The sequence below is a fragment of the Klenkia brasiliensis genome, from assembly GCF_900100695.1.
Classification (GTDB): Bacteria; Actinomycetota; Actinomycetes; order Mycobacteriales; family Geodermatophilaceae; genus Klenkia; species Klenkia brasiliensis.
This window is the reverse complement of sequence record NZ_FNCF01000001.1, coordinates 531074-546758: the sequence shown is the minus strand read 5'-3', so window position 1 is coordinate 546758 and position 15685 is coordinate 531074. Positions and strand designations below refer to the sequence as shown.

The 15685-nt window shown below is 74.8% G+C and carries 12 protein-coding genes; 6 read left to right on the top strand and 6 right to left on the bottom strand.

Features of this window, described 5'->3' with window-relative positions; genetic code table 11:
* Positions 1-73 precede the first annotated feature (73 nt).
* The 6 genes from BLT39_RS02765 (at position 74) to BLT39_RS23220 (ending at position 8843) form a co-directional block, all read left to right on the top strand.
* On the top strand, positions 74-1168 hold the full coding sequence (locus BLT39_RS02765) for an ABC transporter permease (protein WP_091058212.1): 1095 nt from the start codon (positions 74-76) through the stop codon (positions 1166-1168).
* Complete coding sequence (locus BLT39_RS02760) at positions 1165-2175, top strand: ABC transporter permease (RefSeq protein ID WP_091058209.1); 1011 nt, start codon at positions 1165-1167, stop codon at positions 2173-2175. The genes BLT39_RS02765 and BLT39_RS02760 overlap by 4 nt, the downstream gene beginning before the upstream one ends.
* Positions 2172-3866, top strand: a complete 1695-nt coding sequence (locus BLT39_RS02755; protein ID WP_091058205.1) for a dipeptide ABC transporter ATP-binding protein — start codon at positions 2172-2174, stop codon at positions 3864-3866. The genes BLT39_RS02760 and BLT39_RS02755 overlap by 4 nt, the downstream gene beginning before the upstream one ends.
* 71 nt (positions 3867-3937) lie before the next feature.
* Entirely contained in the window at positions 3938-4702 is a 765-nt protein-coding gene (locus tag BLT39_RS02750) for a VOC family protein (protein ID WP_091058202.1), read from the top strand.
* A 26-nt stretch (positions 4703-4728) separates the two neighbouring features.
* A complete protein-coding gene (locus BLT39_RS02745; RefSeq protein WP_091058196.1) occupies positions 4729-6738 on the top strand; it encodes a TPM domain-containing protein in 2010 nt (669 codons plus the stop codon).
* Between the two features lie 65 nt (positions 6739-6803).
* Positions 6804-8843: a TPM domain-containing protein gene (locus tag BLT39_RS23220; protein WP_131801383.1), complete on the top strand. Its 2040-nt coding sequence runs from the start codon at positions 6804-6806 to the stop codon at positions 8841-8843.
* On the opposite strand, the gene BLT39_RS02735 is transcribed toward BLT39_RS23220, so the two are convergent.
* The 6 genes from BLT39_RS02735 to BLT39_RS02710 all read right to left on the bottom strand — a co-directional run bounded on the left by BLT39_RS02735 (position 8840) and on the right by BLT39_RS02710 (position 15512).
* Positions 8840-9808, bottom strand: coding sequence for a pirin family protein (locus tag BLT39_RS02735; protein WP_091058189.1), 969 nt, complete (start codon positions 9806-9808; stop codon positions 8840-8842). The two genes, BLT39_RS23220 and BLT39_RS02735, sit on opposite strands and share 4 nt — an antisense overlap.
* A 1-nt stretch (position 9809) precedes the next feature.
* Positions 9810-10811 (bottom strand): pirin family protein, encoded by a 1002-nt coding sequence (locus tag BLT39_RS02730; RefSeq protein WP_091058186.1) that lies wholly within the window; start codon positions 10809-10811, stop codon positions 9810-9812.
* A gap of 42 nt (positions 10812-10853) precedes the next feature.
* Positions 10854-12254, bottom strand: coding sequence for a GH1 family beta-glucosidase (locus tag BLT39_RS02725; protein WP_091058183.1), 1401 nt, complete (start codon positions 12252-12254; stop codon positions 10854-10856).
* A gap of 2 nt (positions 12255-12256) precedes the next feature.
* Positions 12257-13141 carry a carbohydrate ABC transporter permease gene (locus BLT39_RS02720; protein ID WP_091058180.1) on the bottom strand — a complete coding sequence of 295 codons (885 nt, stop codon included), beginning with the start codon at positions 13139-13141 and terminating at the stop codon, positions 12257-12259.
* Positions 13138-14136, bottom strand: a complete 999-nt coding sequence (locus BLT39_RS02715; protein WP_091058177.1) for a carbohydrate ABC transporter permease — start codon at positions 14134-14136, stop codon at positions 13138-13140. The genes BLT39_RS02720 and BLT39_RS02715 overlap by 4 nt, the downstream gene beginning before the upstream one ends.
* 68 nt (positions 14137-14204) lie before the next feature.
* Entirely contained in the window at positions 14205-15512 is a 1308-nt protein-coding gene (locus BLT39_RS02710; RefSeq protein WP_091058172.1) for an ABC transporter substrate-binding protein, read from the bottom strand.
* Between the last annotated feature and the right edge of the window lie 173 nt (positions 15513-15685).

Genomic DNA, 15685 nt, shown 5'->3' with positions numbered 1-15685 from the left:
CGGGGCGGCCCGGGGCCGCACTGCGTCACCGCGCTGCACACCACCGATGGAGCGAGCACCCCGTGAGGACCCGATGACCACCGCGACCCAGGACCCGGCCCCGCCGGCGCCCGCGGACGCACCCGCCGGACGACGACGCCGCAGCAGCGGGCTGGGCAGCTACCTGCTGGTCCGCGCGCTGCTGATCATCCCCACCGTGTTCATCCTGGTGACCACGGTCTTCTTCCTGATGCGCACCACCGGTGACCCGATCACCGCGGCGCTGGGCGGGCGGCTGCCCGCCGACCAGCTGGCCGAGCGGGTCCGCGAGGCCGGCTACGACCGCCCGCTGCTGGTGCAGTACCTGGACTACCTCGGCGGTCTGCTGCGGGGCGACTTCGGCACGACGCTGAGCGACCGGCGTCCGGTCACCGAGGTGCTCACCACCTACGGCGCGGCGACGCTGGAGCTGGCGGTCTACTCCCTGGCCGTGGCGCTGGTCGTCGGCATCCCGCTGGGCATGGTCGCCGCGCGGCTGCGCGACCGGTACCCCGACGCCGTCCTGCGGTTCTTCGCGATCTTCTGCTACGCGACCCCGGTCTTCTTCGCCGGTCTGCTGCTCAAGCTGGTCTTCTCGGTGTGGCTGGGCTGGCTCCCGGTCGCCGGGCGGATCTCCACCCGCGGGCAGATCCAGCTCAACCGCAGCGGGTCGGGCACCGGCATCTACCTCATCGACGCGATCAGCTCCGGCAACGGCGACCTGGTGGTCGAGGTGCTGCGCTACGCCGTCCTGCCCTCGCTGGCCCTGGGCCTGCTCACCGCCGGGGTCTTCCTGCGGCTGGTCCGCACCAACATGATCGGCACGCTCGGCTCGGGCTACGTCGAGGCCGCCCGCTCGCGCGGGGTCAGCGAGTCCCGGCTGGTGCGCAAGCACGCCTACCGGCCGGCACTGGTCCCGATCATCACCGTCATCGGCCTGCAGGTCGCGCTCGTGCTGTCCGGGGCGGTGCTCACCGAGACCACCTTCGAGTGGCGCGGGCTGGGCTTCCAGCTCTCCCAGTACCTGCAGGCCCGCGACTTCGTCGCCGTGCAGGGCATCGTGGCGCTGCTGGCCGTCATCGTCGCGCTCACCAACTTCGTGGTCGACGTCGTCGCCGCGCTCATCGACCCCCGGGTGAGGTACTCGTGAGCCGCCGCCGGACCTGGCGGTCCCTCCCGGTCGTCCACCAGCTGCGGCAGAGCGTCGGCCTGCAGCGCGGCATGCTCGTCACCGGCCTCGTGCTCACCGGCGTCCTGCTGCTCGCCGCGGTCTTCGCCCCGCTGCTCGCGCCCTACGGCTACGGCCAGCTGCGCGACGCCGACGGCGCGTTCGGTGCCCAGCAGCCGCCCTCGGGCGACCACCTGCTCGGCACGACGGTCGGCGGCTACGACGTGCTGTCGCGGGTCATCTACGGCTCCCGGACGGCGGTGTTCGTCATCGTCGTGGCGATCGTGCTGTCGATCGTGGCCGGCGTGCTGCTCGGCCTGGTGTCGGGCTACCTCGGCGGCTGGCTGGACCGCGTGCTGGTGGTGGTCGCCGACGCCGTCTACGCCTTCCCGTCGCTGCTGCTGGCGATCGTGGCGGCCATCGTGATCAGCGGTGGCCAGTCCAGCCTGGTCGGCGGGGTGCTGGCCGCGGCCATCTCGATCACCGTGGTGTTCATCCCGCAGTACTTCCGGGTGGTGCGCGCCGAGACGGTGCGGATCAAGAGCGAGGCGTTCGTGGAGTCCGCGCGGGTCGTGGGCACCGGCACCTGGCGGATCATGACCCGGCACGTGCTGCGCAACGCCACCCGCTCGCTGCCGCTGATCGTCACGCTCAACGCCTCCGAGGCGATCCTGACGCTGGCCGGGCTGGGCTTCCTCGGCTTCGGCATCCAGCCCACCGCCGCGGCCGAGTGGGGCTTCGACCTCAACCGGTCGATCTCCGACGTCACCAGCGGCATCTGGTGGACGTCGATCTTCCCGGGTGCGGCGATCGTGCTCACCGTGCTCGGGCTGACCCTGGTCGGCGAGAGCCTCAACGACCTGGCCGACCCGCGGCTGCGCAGCCGCCGCCGCGCCGCCGACGTCCCGCCCCCGGCCGACGTCGCCGTCACCCCCGGCGGCGGCCTCGCCGCGGGCACCGCCGCCGGCCCCGAAGGAGACCTGCGATGACCGCGCGCGACCTGGAGCCGGTGGTCGACATCCGGGACCTGCGGGTCACCTTCGCCACCGACGGCGGGGACGTCGCCGCCGTCAAGGGCGTCTCCCTGCAGCTGCAGCCGGGGGAGGTGCTGGCCATCGTCGGGGAGTCCGGCAGCGGCAAGACCGTCACCGCCCGCACCGTGCTCGGCCTGCTGCCCGAGACCGCGCTGACCCGCGGCGCGGTCGTGCTGCGCAGCCGGGACGGCGGCTCGACCGCCGACGTGGCCACCCTGGACGGCCGCGACCTGCGCGCCGTGCGCGGGCGGGACGCCGCGATGGTCTTCCAGGAGCCGGGCAGCGTGCTCAACCCGGTGTACCCGGTGGGCTGGCAGATCGCCGAGGGCCTGCGGGCGCACGGCGACGTGTCCAAGAAGGAGGCCCGCGAGGTCGCCGTCGACGTGCTGCGCCGGGTGGGCATCCCCGACCCCGAGGAGCGGGTCGACCACTACCCGCACCAGTTCTCGGGCGGGCAGAAGCAGCGCATCGTCATCGCCCAGGCCCTGGCGCTCAACGCCGGGGTGATCATCGCCGACGAGCCGACCACCGCCCTCGACGTCACCGTGCAGGCCGAGATCCTGGACCTGCTGCGCCGCTGCCGCGACGAGTTCGGCGCCTCGATCGTGCTCATCACGCACAACATGGGCGTCGTGGCCGACCTGGCCGACCGGGTGGCCGTGATGTACCAGGGCGAGCTGGTGGAGACCGCCGACGTGGCGACGCTGTTCGCCGACCCGCAGCAGGAGTACACGAGGACGCTGCTGGGCTCGGTGCCCAAGCTCGGCCAGGGCGCCGCCCGCGCCCGCGACCGGGCCGCCCGCCGTCCCGAGGGCTGGGCCGACCAGCCGCCGGTGGTGGCCGCCCGCGACCTGCGGATCGTCTACCCGGGCCGGTTCCGCAAGCCCGACTTCACCGCCGTCGACGGGGTCTCCTTCACCATCGCCCCGGGCGAGGTCCTGGGCCTGGTGGGCGAGTCCGGCAGCGGCAAGTCCACCATCGGTCGGGCCATCGCCGGCCTGACGCCGGTGTCGGGCGGGTCGCTCACGGTGTTGGGCACCGAGGTCGCCGGCATCAAGGAGAAGGCCTTCCGGCCGGTCCGCCGCCGGATCGGGTTCGTCTTCCAGGACCCGGCCACCAGCTTCAACCCGCTGCTGACCATCGCCGACGCGGTGGCCGAGCCGCTGGTCGTGCACGGGCGGGCCGGGGACACCGACGACGCCCGCGGCCGGGTGGACGAGCTGCTCGAGGCCGTCCAGCTGCCCAAGGCGTTCGGCGACCGGTTCCCGCACGAGCTCTCCGGTGGCCAGCGGCAGCGGGCCTCGCTGGCCCGGGCGCTGGCGCTGCAGCCCGAGCTGCTCATCGCCGACGAGCCGACCTCCGCGCTGGACGTGTCGGTGCAGGCCCGGGTGCTGGAGCTGTTCGACGAGCTGCAGCGGGAGTTCGGGTTCGCGGCGCTGTTCATCAGCCACGACCTGGCCGTGGTCGACCTGCTCGCCGACCGGATCGCGGTGCTGCACCACGGCCGGCTGGTCGAGGAGGGCACCGGCGAGCAGGTCCTCGGCGCGCCGCAGGACCCCTACACGCAGCGGCTGCTGGCCTCCCTGCCGGTGCCCGACCCGGCCGAGCAGGCGCAGCGCCGCGCCCGGTGGGCCGCCCTGCGCTGACCGCGGGCGGCGCTGGACTCCTGTCGGACCCCGGTGGGAGGGTGCCCCCCACCGGAACCGAGGAGGACCCGATGCCCACCCGGAGCACGCCCTGGCCCGCCGGCACGCCGTGCTGGATCGACCTGGCCAGCACCGACCTGCCGGCCGCCCGCACCTTCTACGCCGAGGTGTTCGGCTGGCACCTGCCCGAGGGCGTCGCGGCCTTCGGGGGCTACGCCAGCGCGGACATCGACGGCGCGCGGGTGGCGGGCCTCGGGCCGACCGTGCGCGAGGGCCAGCCGTCCGCCTGGCTGACCTACGTCGCCACCGACGACCTCGAGGCGTCGCTGGCCACCGCCCGCTCGGCGGGGGCCACCGTGCACGCAGGCCCCGACCAGGTCGGCCCGCTGGGCTCGCTGGCCGTGCTGGCCGACCCGACCGGGGCCGTGTTCGGGCTGTGGCAGGCCGGCCAGCACCCCGGCGTCGAGCGGTACAACGAGCACGGCTCGCTGGTCTGGAACGAGGCCGCGGTGACCGACCCGGCCGCCGCGCGGGAGTTCTACACCGCGCTGTTCGGTTGGTCCTGGGACCAGGTGGAGGGCATGGACGACTACCAGACCTTCCGGTTGGGCGACCGCTGGCTCGGTGGGCTCGGCGCCGTCGAGGACTCGCCGGTGCCCGGCTGGGGCGTCTGCTTCGCGGTCACCGACACCGACGCCGTGGTCGCCGCGGTGACCGAGCGGGGCGGCTCGGTGCTGCTGCCCGCGCAGGACTCCGCCTACGGCCGCTACGCGGTCGTGGCCGACCCGCAGGGCGCGGCGTTCTCGCTCATGCAGACCTCGGGCGAGGCCGGCTGACCCGGGTGGTGCGCCAGGATGGCCGCATGCCACGACGCCGTGCCGTGCTGCCCGTCCCGCTCCGCCTGGCGGTCGCCCTCGCGCTGGTGGTGGGGCCGGTGCTGCTGGCCGGCCCGGCCGCGGCGGAGGCGCCGTCCCGGCTGGCCGGCGAGGTCACCGACGACGCCGGGGTGCTCTCCGACGCCGACCGGTCCGCCGTCCAGCAGGCGGTCGACGGGTTGCGTGACGACCAGGGCACCCAGGTCTTCGTGGCCTTCGTCGACTCCTTCGACGGCACCGCGGCCGACGACTGGACCGAGCAGGCCGCCCGGCTGTCGGACCTCGGCGACGACGACGTGCTGCTCGCGGTGGCCGTGCAGGACCGGTCGTTCTCGGTGTCGGCGTCCTACGAGCTGGTCGACGACGCGCAGTTCGCCGACCTCACCGCCGCCGTCGAGGACCGCCTCCGGGACCAGGACTGGGTCGGCGGCGTGCAGGCGCTCACCGACGAGCTGCGGCCCAGCCGGACCCCGCAGTACGTGCTGGCCGGCGTCGTCGGCGCGGCCGCCGTGGGCGGCGGCGGGTACCTGCTGGTCCGCCGTCGGCGCCGGGCCGCCGCGGAGGCCGACGCCGTGCGCCGCAGCGGCCCGTTCCCCGACGAGACCACCGAGCAGCTGCGCAACCGGGTCGGCAGCGGCCTGCTCGAGGTCGACGAGGCCGTGCGGGCCAGCCAGCTGGACCTCGACTACGGCCGGCTGCAGTTCGGCGAGCAGCCGGTCGCCGAGCACGCCGCGACCCTGGCCACAGCCCGCGGCGAGCTGGACCGTGCGTTCGCCCTCCAGCAGGAGCTCGACCTGGTCGAGACGCCGGACACCCCGACGGAGGACCGGGCGGTGCGGGAGAAGCTGGCCGAGCAGCTGGAGCTGCTGCACGCCGCGGACACCCGCCTGGACGCCGCGGCCGCCGACTTCGCCGCGCTGCGCGACCTGCAGAACACCGCCCCGCAGGTGCTCGCCGGCCTGGCCGGCCGGGTGACCGCGCTGCGCGGGCGGCTGCCCGGGGAGGCCACCCGAGTGGCGTCGCTCCAGCAGCGCTACGCCCCGGCGTCGACCGCCGAGGTGGCCGACCTACTGCCCCGCGCCGAGCAGGCCGTCGCCGCGGCCGAGGCGGCGCTGGCCGCCGGGCAGCAGGCGGTGGCGGCCGGCACGAGCGGCCAGGCGGTCGGCCCGGTGCACGCCTGCGAGGCCGCCGTCACCGCGGCGCAGACGCTGCTGGACGGCGTCGGCCGGCACGAGCAGCGGCTCGCCGCGGCCGACACCGAGGTGCCCCGGCTGCTGGCCGAGGTCGACACCGAGCTCGCCCGGCTGCAGACCGTGCCGCCGGCCGAGCTCGCCGCCGCCGGCGGAGGCGACGCGGCGGGAGTGCTCTCCTCCGCCGGGGCCGCCCGCACCGCCGCGGAGCAGGCCTTCCGGACGACGCCGCGCGACCCGCTCACCGCGCTCACCCGGCTGACCGAGGCCGACGCCGTGCTTGACGCCGCGCTGCTGTCGGTGGACCAGGCCCGCGAGCGCACCGCGAAGGCCGTCGAGCAGCTGCCCGCCGCGCTGGCCTCGGCGCGGGCGGCGGTGGGCGACGTCCGCGGCCGGCTGTCGCTGGGCGGCAGCTCGATCGGCAGCTCGGCCCGCACCCGGCTGACCGCCGCCGAGCAGCAGCTCACCGCGGCCGAGAGCACCGCCGGGGTCGACCCGGTCGCCGCGCTGGCCGCCGCCGTCGCCGCGCGGGGCGCCGCGGACGCGGCCCGGCAGCAGCTGCAGGCCGACCTGGACGCCGCCCGCCGCGTCGCGCAGGAGCGCGACACCGGGTGGGGTGGCGGCTCGGGCTGGGGTGGGTCCTCCGGCGGGTGGAGCTCCGGCGGCTCGTGGGGCGGTGGCCGGTCCTCCCGCTCCTCGGGCCGGTCGCGCTCCTCGTCGTCCCGGTCGTCCTCCCGGTCGTCGTCGGGCCGGCGGTCCGGCGGCAGCCGGTCGGGTGGCCGCCGCAGCCGGGGCGGCCGCTTCTGACCTGCCCGGGGCCGCCGGCCCGAGGCGCTGCGGCGGCGTCGTCCCGGGACGGGGACGATGGGGGCATGCGCCTCCCGCTTCGCCTGCTGGCCGGTTCCGCCCTGGGTCTCGTCGTCGCCCTCACGGGGGCCGGTCCGGCGCTGGCCGAGGAGCCCTTCGCGCCGACGAGCCAGCTGACCGACACCGCCGACGTGCTGGACGGTGGTCAGGAGGCGCAGGTCACCGACGCCCTGCAGCAGCTGCAGACCGAGGACGGCACGCAGCTGTTCGTGGTGTACGTCGACACCTTCGACGGGGCCAGCTCCGGCGATTGGGCCGAGCAGGCCTACCAGTTGCGCGGCCTCGGCGGGAACGACGTGCTCTTCGCCGTCGCTGTGGACGACCGGAACTACAGCCTCGCCGGCAACGACAACGGCGCCACCTCCCTGGACCAGCTCAACTCGATCGTCGCCAGCGACGTCGAGCCCCTCCTGTCGCAGCAGGACTGGGCGGGCGCGGCGACCACGCTCGCGCAGGAACTCCAGCCCAGCGACACCGGGACCTACGTGTTCGGCGGGCTGGTCGGTCTCGCCGTCCTCGGCGCCGGCGGCTACGCCCTGGCCCGCAACCGCCGGAAGAAGAAGGTGCTGGCGGCCTCCCGCGCCCGGGCCGCGGAGATCGCCGCCGCCGAGGAGGCCGCCCGCGACCCGTTCCACGGCACGCCCACCCAGGACCTGCACTACCGGGCCAGCGCGGAGCTGCTGTCGCTGGACGAGGCCGTGAAGACCAGTGCCATCGACGTCGACTACGCCCGGGCCCAGTACGGGCCCGAGTCGGTGACCGCCTCGGCGGCCGCGCTGCAGGAGTCGCGCGACGAGCTTGCTCAGGCCTTCCAGATCCGGCAGGAGCTGGACGACGAGGTCCCGGAGGACGAGCCCACGCAGCGGCGGATGCTCGCCGAGCTGCTGGCCCTCACCGGGTCGGCGCGGGCGCGGCTGCAGCAGCAGGCCTCGGCGCACCGCGAGCTGCGGCGCCTGGAGGAGGACGCGCCGGCCGCGCTGCAGCGCCTCGAGCCCCAGATCGACCAGGTGGCCGGGCGCATCGCCCCCGCCGAGCAGACCCTCGCCGACCTGGCCGGCCGGTACGCCCGCTCCACCTGGGACGCGGTCGCCGACAACGGCCGCGAGGCCGGCGAGCGGGTCGAGCTGGCCCGGCGCGCGGTCGCGCACGGCCGGGAGGAGCTGGCCGCCGGCCGCCGGCCCGGTGCGGTCCCGGCGGTCCGCGCCGCCGAGGAGGCGCTGGCCCAGGCCCGCCGGCTGCTCGCCGCGGTCGACAAGCTGGTCGCCGACCTGCAGGCCGCCCCCGAACGGTTCGCCGCGGTGCGCGAGGAGACCGAGCGGGACATCGCCGAGGCGCGGGCCCTGCTGGAGCGCGGGGTGGACACCCCCGGCCTGCGTGAGCAGCTGGCCCGCGCGGAGTCCGCGCTCACCGCGGCGCTGCGGCCGACCCCGGCCGGGCAGCTGCCCGACCCGGTCGCGACCACCCGCGCGCTCGACGACGCCGACCAGGCGCTGGAGTCCGCGCTCGAGCCGGCCCGCGACGCCCGCCAGCAGCAGGAGCGGGCGCTGGCCCACCTGGGCCAGGCGCTGACCGCCGCGGCCGCGGCGGTCGACGCCACCAGCGACTACGTGGCCACCCGCCGCGGCGCGGTGGGTGCGCAGGCCCGCACCCGGCTGGCCGAGGCCGACCGGCACCTGGACGAGGCCAACCGGCTCGCCGCCGCGAAGGACCCGGTCTCGGCGCTGCGCGAGGCCCAGCAGGCGCAGCGCATGGCGCAGGAGGCCCTGGCCGCCGCCCAGCGCGACGTGCAGGCGTACCAGCAGGGCGCCGCGGGCTACGACCAGTACGGCGGCTACGCCCCCGGCGGGTACGGCCGTGGCTACGGTCGGCGTGGCGGGAGCGTGGGCGAGGCCATGATCGGCGGCATCGCCGGCGCGGCGCTGGGCAACATCCTCTTCGGCGGCCTCGGCGGCGGCTTCGGAGGGGGTTACGGCGGCGGGGACGGCGACTTCGGGGGTGGCGGCGACTTCGGCGGCGGGGACTTCGGGGACGGTGGGGGTTTCTAGCGCTCGCGGCCGCGGGGCTTGAGCGGCACCGGGGGCATCGGCGGGGCGGGCGTGCGTTCGCCGTCCTCGAAGCCCTCGACGTGGCCGAACCGCTCCCCGGCCTCCCACTGCTCGCGGAACCCGGCCACCTCGTCGCCCTCGCGGCCGACGAAGTTCCACCACATCACGATCTGCTCCTCGAACGGCTCGCCGCCCAGCAGCAGCAGGCGCGAGGGGGCGGAGGCGGACACGCGCAGCGTCCGCCGTCCGGTGCCGAGGTAGAGCATCGAGCCGTGCTCGACCGGGGCGCCCTCGACCACCGAGGACCCCGACGACGCGAGCACGGCGTGCTCGAAGCCGGGCTCCAGCGGCACCTCGACGTCGGCGCCGGCGTCCAGCGCCAGGTCGACGCCGACCATCGGCGACCACGCGGTGCCCGGGGAGGTCGCCCCGGCCAGCGACCCCATGAGGACCGTGGCCCGCACGCCGTCGACGTCGAAGCCGGGCAGGACGGCGTGGTGCTCGAAGGCCGGCGCGGTGTCGCGGGAGGCGTCGGGCAGCGCCACCCACAGCTGCGCGCCCTGCAGCAGGCGGGGGTGGGGGACCGGGGACTGCTCGGAGTGGCTGATGCCGTGCCCGGCCGTCATGAGCGCCAGCTCACCCGGGCCGAAGGAGACGTCGCTGCCGAGGGAGTCCTTGTGGTGCACCCGGCCCTCGATCAGCCAGGACACCGTCTGCAGCCCGGTGTGCGGGTGCGGGATGACCTGCATGCCGTCGCCGACGGAGATGTCGTCGGGGCCGTAGTGGTCGACGAAGGCCCAGGGCCCGACCATCCGGCGGCCCAGCGTGGGCAGCAGCCGGCGGACCTGCATCCGCTCGCCCAGGGTGACGGTCTTGCCGGGCAGCAGGTCCAGGACCGGGCGCGGTGCCACGGGCCCCAGCCCCCCGAGCACGTGCGGGGCGGGCCGGGGCTCGAGGTCGCTCACGTCAGGAGTCCTGGCCGACGTCGACGGTGTCGCGCACCCCCGTGTGCGGCACGTGCGCGGCCGGGATGCTGCCCAGCCGGCCGGCCTGGAAGTCGGTGAAGGCGTCCATGACCTCCTGCCGGGTGTTCATCACGAACGGCCCGTACATGGCGATCGGCTCGCGGATCGGCCGGCCGCCGAGGATGACCACGTCCAGCGCCGGGGTGCGGCTGTCCTGGTGCTCGGCGCCCTTGACGGTGATCGTGTCGCCGGGGCCGAAGACCGCCAGCTGCCCGCCGGTGACCGGGTGGTCGTCGATGCCGACCTTGCCGTTGCCGCTGAGCACGTAGACCAGCGCGTTGAACGAGGGGTCCCACGGCAGGTCGAGGGTGGCCCCGGGCGCGATGGTGGCGTGCACCATCGCCATCGGGGTGTAGGTCGTCCCCGGCCCGGCGTGGCCGCCCACGTCGCCGGCGATCACCCGCAGGAACGCCCCGGCGTCCGGGCTGGCCAGCAGCACGGCCTGGTCGGCGCGCAGGTCCTGGTAGCGGGGCTCCACCCACTTCTGCGCCTGCGGCAGGTTGACCCACAGCTGCAGGCCGTGGAACAGCCCACCGCTGACCACCAGCGACTCCGGCGGCCGCTCGATGTGCAGCACGCCGCCGCCGGCGGTCATCCACTGCGTGTCGCCGTTGGTGATCGACCCGCCGCCGCCGTGGCTGTCGGCGTGCTCGAAGGTGCCGTCGATGATGTAGGTGACGGTCTCGAAGCCCCGGTGCGGGTGCCACGAGGTGCCCTTGGGCTCACCCGGCGCGTACTCGACCTCGCCCATCTGGTCCATGTGGATGAACGGGTCGAGGTCGCGCAGGTCGACCCCGGCGAAGGCCCGGCGGACCGGGAACCCCTCGCCCTCGAACCCGCGCGGCGCGGTGGTGACCGAGCGGACCCGGCGGCGCACGGTCCTCGGCGCGGGCACCGGGACCCGGGCCAGCGTGGTGGTGTCCTCGACGGTGACGGCGGGCATCCCGACCTCCTGAGTTGAGTGCTCAACTACCTGTCGGCCACCCTAAGGCATCGACGCCGCCCGATGTTCCCGCAGCACGTCGGCGTAGACCAGGGCGCTGTCCTTCGGCGTCCGCACCTGGGTCGCGTAGTCCACGTGCACGATGCCGAAGCGCTGGGCGTACCCGCGGGCCCACTCGTAGTTGTCCAGCAGCGACCAGGCGAAGTACCCCCGGACGTCGACCCCGGCGTCGACCGCGTCGGCCACCGCGGCGAGGTGCTCGAGCAGGTAGGCCACCCGCTCCGGGTCGTGCACCCGGCCGTCGGAGGAGACCTCGTCGGGCCAGGCGGACCCGTTCTCGGTGACCACCAGCGGCAGGTCCGGCGCCAGCGACCCCAGCCAGCGCAGCAGCGCGGTGAACGCCGGTGCGTCGATGCCCCAGCCCATCGTGGTGGTGGGGCCCTCGGGCTCGAGGTCCTCGATCTGCCCGGCGCCGATGAAGGGGGAGTGCCCGCCGGTGGGGGCGCCGGTGTCCCGGACGACGGAGCTGAAGTAGTAGTTCACGCCCAGCCAGTCCAGCGGCGCGGCGATGACCTCGAGGTCGCCGTCCTGCACGGGCAGCGGGGCGCCGGCGGCCTCGAGGTCGGCGACCACGTCGGCCGGGTAGGCGCCGGTCACCACCGGCGTCACGAACATCCGGTTCTGCTGGCCGTCGCAGCGCCGGGCGGCGTCGACGTCGGTGGGGGAGTCGGTGGCCGGGGTCATCGGCGTGAAGTTCAGCGTCAGCCCCAGCGAGGTGGCGCCCTGCTCGCGCAGCGCCCGGGTGCCCAGGCCGTGCGCGAGCAGCAGGTGGTGGGTGGCCCGGGAGGCGGCCACGGCGTCGCGCACCCCCGGCGCGTGCTGGCCGGCCATGTGGCCCAGCAGCGCGCTGCACATCGGCTCGTTCAGGGTCGACCAGTGGGTCACCCGGTCACCGAGCGCGCCGTGCAGCACCTGCGCGTAGTCGGCGAACCGGTGCGCGGTGTCCCGGTCGGTCCACCCGCCGCGGTCCTGCAGGGCCTGCGGCAGGTCCCAGTGGTAGAGCGTCAGCCAGGGCTCGACGCCGGCGCCGAGCAGCTCGTCGACCAGGCGGGAGTAGATATCCAGCCCGCGCTGCTCGACCCGGCCGGCGCCCTCGGGCAGCACCCGCGACCACGAGGTGGAAAACCGGTAGGCCGACAGCCCCAGCTCGGCCATCAGCGCGACGTCCTCGGGGTAGCGGCTGTGGTGCTCGACGGCCACGTCACCGGTGTGGCCCTGGAAGGTGGTGCCGGGGGTGTGGCTGAAGGTGTCCCAGATCGAGGGACCGCGGCCGTCGGCGGTGACGGCGCCCTCGATCTGGTAGGCGGCGGTGGCCGCGCCGAAGGTGAAGCCGGGCGGGAACCGGAGGCCGGTGGCGCGGGGGGAGGGTGCGGTGGTCGTCATGATCAACCTTTCACGGCGCCGGCCATGATGCCGCCGACGATCTGCTTGCCCAGGAGGGCGAAGACGAGCAGGACGGGGAGGGTGCCGAGCAGGGTGCCGGCCATGATCACGGCGCGCTGGGGCACGTAGCCCGAGCCGAGGTTGGCGATGGCGACCTGCACGGTCGGGTTGGCCGCGGTGAGCGCGATGATCGGCCAGAAGAACTCGTTCCAGGCGGTCAGGAAGGTCAGCATCGCCAGCACCGCCATGGCCGGGCGGGCCACCGGCAGCACGATGGAGAAGAAGATCCGGTGCGTCGAGGCGCCGTCGACCCGGCCGGCCTCCAGCAGCTCGTCGGGCAGCGCAGTGACCAGGTACTGGCGCATGAAGAACACGCCGAACGCGCTGACCAGCGTGGGCAGGATGACCGCCTGCAGGGAGTCGACCCACTGCAGCTCGGCGATCATCATGAACAGCGGGATCACCGCGAGCTGGGTGGGCACCATCATCGTGCCGACCACCAGTGCCAGCAGCGGGCCGCTGCCGCGGAAGCGCAGCTTGGCGAAGGCGAAGCCGGCCAGCGTGCAGAACAGCACGGTGCCCACGGTGATCGACCCGGCCACGACGACCGAGTTGACGATCGCCAGCCCGAGCGGGGCCTGGTCCATCGCCGCCGAGACGTTCTCGAAGAAGGTCGCGTTCGGCAGGAACGGCGGCGGGGTGGCCGCGATCTCGGCGTTGGTGTGCGACCCGGCGACCAGGCTCCAGTAGAGCGGGAAGACCGACAGCAGGCCGGCCAGCACCAGCAGGGTGTAGGCGACCGGCCCGGCGCGGCCGGCCCGGGTGCTCGGTCGGCGCCCGGTGGTCCGGGGCGTCGTGGCCGTCGGCGGGGTGAGGACGGCGGTCATCGGCGGGCTCCCTCGCGGCGCGCGCGGTACCGGCCGACCAGGGCGGCGGACCCGACGACGGCCAGGATGATCAGGAACATCGCCCACGCCGTGGTGGCGGCCTGGCCGATGTTGAAGTTGGTCCAGCCCTGCTGGTACATCAGCAGGCCCAGGGTCTGGTACTGGTTGCGCGCCCCGCCGGTGGTCGCCCCGTTGCCGCCGAACAGCAGCGGCTCGCCGAACAACTGCACCGCACCGATCGTGGAGACCACGACGGTGAACAGGATCGTGGGCCGCAGCGACGGGATCGTGACGTGCAGGAACTGCCGCCACTTGCTGGCGCCGTCCATCTCGGCGGCCTCGTAGAGCTCGCCGGGGATCGACTGCATCGCGGCCAGGTAGATCAGCGCGTTGTAGCCGGTCCACCGCCAGGTCACGATGACGGCGATGGCGACCTGGCTGGACAGGGTGCCCGACTCCCAGTCGACGCGGTCCAGGCCCACGGCCTCCAGCGCGGTGTTGATGATCCCGTAGTCGCGGCCGAAGAGGGTGGCGAAGACCAGGGTCGCCGCGGCGATGCTGGTGGCGTAGGGGACCAGCATGACCGTGCGGAAGAAGGTCCGGCCGCGCAGCTTGTAGTGCAGCAGGTGCGCCAGGCCCAGGGCCAGGCACAGCTGCGGGACCGTGGACAGGACCCCGATGGTGATGGTGTTGCGCAGCGCGTTCCAGAAGAAGTCGTTGCCCAGCAGCGCCGCGTAGTTGTCCAGACCGACGAAGGTGCCGCCGCTGATGTCGGAGAGCCGGGCGTCGTGCAGGGAGACCCACGCGGTGAACAGGAACGGGAACAGGCTGAAGGCGCCGAAGACCACGAAGAACGGGGCGACGTAGGCGTAGCCCCACCGGTTGCGCGACAGCGACGGGCCGCGACGGCGCGGGACGGGGGGCGGGGTCGGGTCGGGCGGGGCGGGGACGGCCGGCGCGGTCACGGTGCGCGGGCTGTCGTCGGCGAGGGTCACGGGCTCTCCTGGGCCGGGGGTGGACGGGGGACGGCGCCCCGGGCGGGGGACCCGGGGCGCCGTGCCGGTCAGCCGGTGATCTGCTCGATCGCGGCCAGCGCGTCGGCGTAGGCCTGGTCGGGGTCCCGGCTGCCGTCGGCCACCGTGGTCAGGGCCGCGGAGAACGCGTCCTGGATCTGGGTGTCGTACGGGCTGATCGGGGTGCGCCGGACGGCGGCCGCCGCGTCGCCGAAGACCTGGCCGATGGGCGCGCCGCTGAAGTAGTCGCTGGTCGCGCCGGCCACCTCCGGGCTCTCGGCGGCCACCGAGCTGGAGGGGAAGAAGCCCTGCTCGGTGAACATCCGGACCTGCTGCTCCGGGGCGGTCAGCCACTCGGCCAGCGCGGTCGCCTCCGCGACGTGCTCACCGCTGCTGGGCACGCCGAGCCACGAGCCGCCCCAGGTGCTGCCCGACTCCGACTGCCCGGGCAGCGTGGCGATGTTCCACAGCCCGGCGCCCTCGTCGCCCAGCTGGGAGGTGATGTAGCTGAGCATCCAGGACGGGCAGGCGATGGTGGCGAACGCGCCGTTGGAGAAGGCGGCGTTCCACTCGTCGCTGAACTGGGCCAGCCGGGCGGTCAGCCCGTCGCCGGCGGCCTGGCTGGCCAGCGCCCAGGCGGACTGCACGCCGTCGCTGTCCTCGACGACGGGGTTGCCGTCCTCGTCGGCGTAGGTCGTGTCGCCCTGCCGGACGGCGGGGGCGAAGACCGAGTTCGGGCTGTCGACGAAGGCGCTGCCCTCCTGCCGGGTGGGCGAGGCCAGGTACTGCTGCCCGGTGGCCAGGTAGTCCTCCCACGTCGGCCACAGCGCGCTGACCGCGGCCGGGTCGGTGGGCAGCCCGGCCTGCTCGAAGAGGTCCTGCCGGTAGCACATGGCCTGCGGGCCGGCGTCCGTGCCGAGGCCGATCACCCGGCCGTCGTCGGTGCTGGCCTGGTCCCACTTCCAGTCGTAGTACTGGCTCTCCAGCTCGTCGGCGTTCTCCTCGGCGGCGAAGTCGACGAAGGCGTCGGCGTGGTTGGCCGCGACGTCGGAGACGAAGCCGATCTCGATGCCCTGGATGTCGGCCATGCCCGAGCCGGCGGCCAGCCGGGTCTGCAGGGCCTGGTAGTAGGGGCCGGACTGGGCGACGACCGACTGCTCGATCGTGATCTCCGGGTGCAGCCGCATGTACTCGTCGTAGAGGCCGGCCTCCTCGTAGCCGAAGGTGCCGTACAGGCCGAGGGTGAGGGTGATCTGGTCACCGTCGTCGCCCCCGTCCGACCCTCCGCAGCCGGTGGTGAGCAGGGCCAGGGCGAGCGTTGCTCCGGCGGCTGCGCGCGCCCGTCGTCGTACCGTCATCGGACCTCCCAGGTAGCCGTCGGGTCGTGCACCGCTGCCCGCCGACGGGGCCCGTGAGAACGCTCTCACGGGTTTCGGACGGAAGCGTGGCGGCGGTCACAGCAGCCTGTCAAGGACTTCGGGGAAATTCGTGGGAGCGCTTCCACGGACCTCTTCCGTCCGGGGCCCGGATG

Excerpts from the sequence above, each read along its gene's own strand:
- BLT39_RS02765 (WP_091058212.1), top strand. The coding sequence starts at position 74 with ATGACCACCGCGACCCAGGACCCGGCCCCGCCGGCGCCCGCGGACGCA.
- BLT39_RS02755 (WP_091058205.1), top strand. The coding sequence starts at position 2,172 with ATGACCGCGCGCGACCTGGAGCCGGTGGTCGACATCCGGGACCTGCGG.
- BLT39_RS02750 (WP_091058202.1), top strand. The coding sequence starts at position 3,938 with ATGCCCACCCGGAGCACGCCCTGGCCCGCCGGCACGCCGTGCTGGATC.
- BLT39_RS02745 (WP_091058196.1), top strand. The coding sequence starts at position 4,729 with ATGCCACGACGCCGTGCCGTGCTGCCCGTCCCGCTCCGCCTGGCGGTC.
- BLT39_RS23220 (WP_131801383.1), top strand. The coding sequence starts at position 6,804 with ATGCGCCTCCCGCTTCGCCTGCTGGCCGGTTCCGCCCTGGGTCTCGTC.
- BLT39_RS02730 (WP_091058186.1), bottom strand. The coding sequence starts at position 10,811 with ATGCCCGCCGTCACCGTCGAGGACACCACCACGCTGGCCCGGGTCCCG.
- BLT39_RS02725 (WP_091058183.1), bottom strand. The coding sequence starts at position 12,254 with ATGACGACCACCGCACCCTCCCCCCGCGCCACCGGCCTCCGGTTCCCG.
- BLT39_RS02720 (WP_091058180.1), bottom strand. The coding sequence starts at position 13,141 with ATGACCGCCGTCCTCACCCCGCCGACGGCCACGACGCCCCGGACCACC.
- BLT39_RS02710 (WP_091058172.1), bottom strand. The coding sequence starts at position 15,512 with ATGACGGTACGACGACGGGCGCGCGCAGCCGCCGGAGCAACGCTCGCC.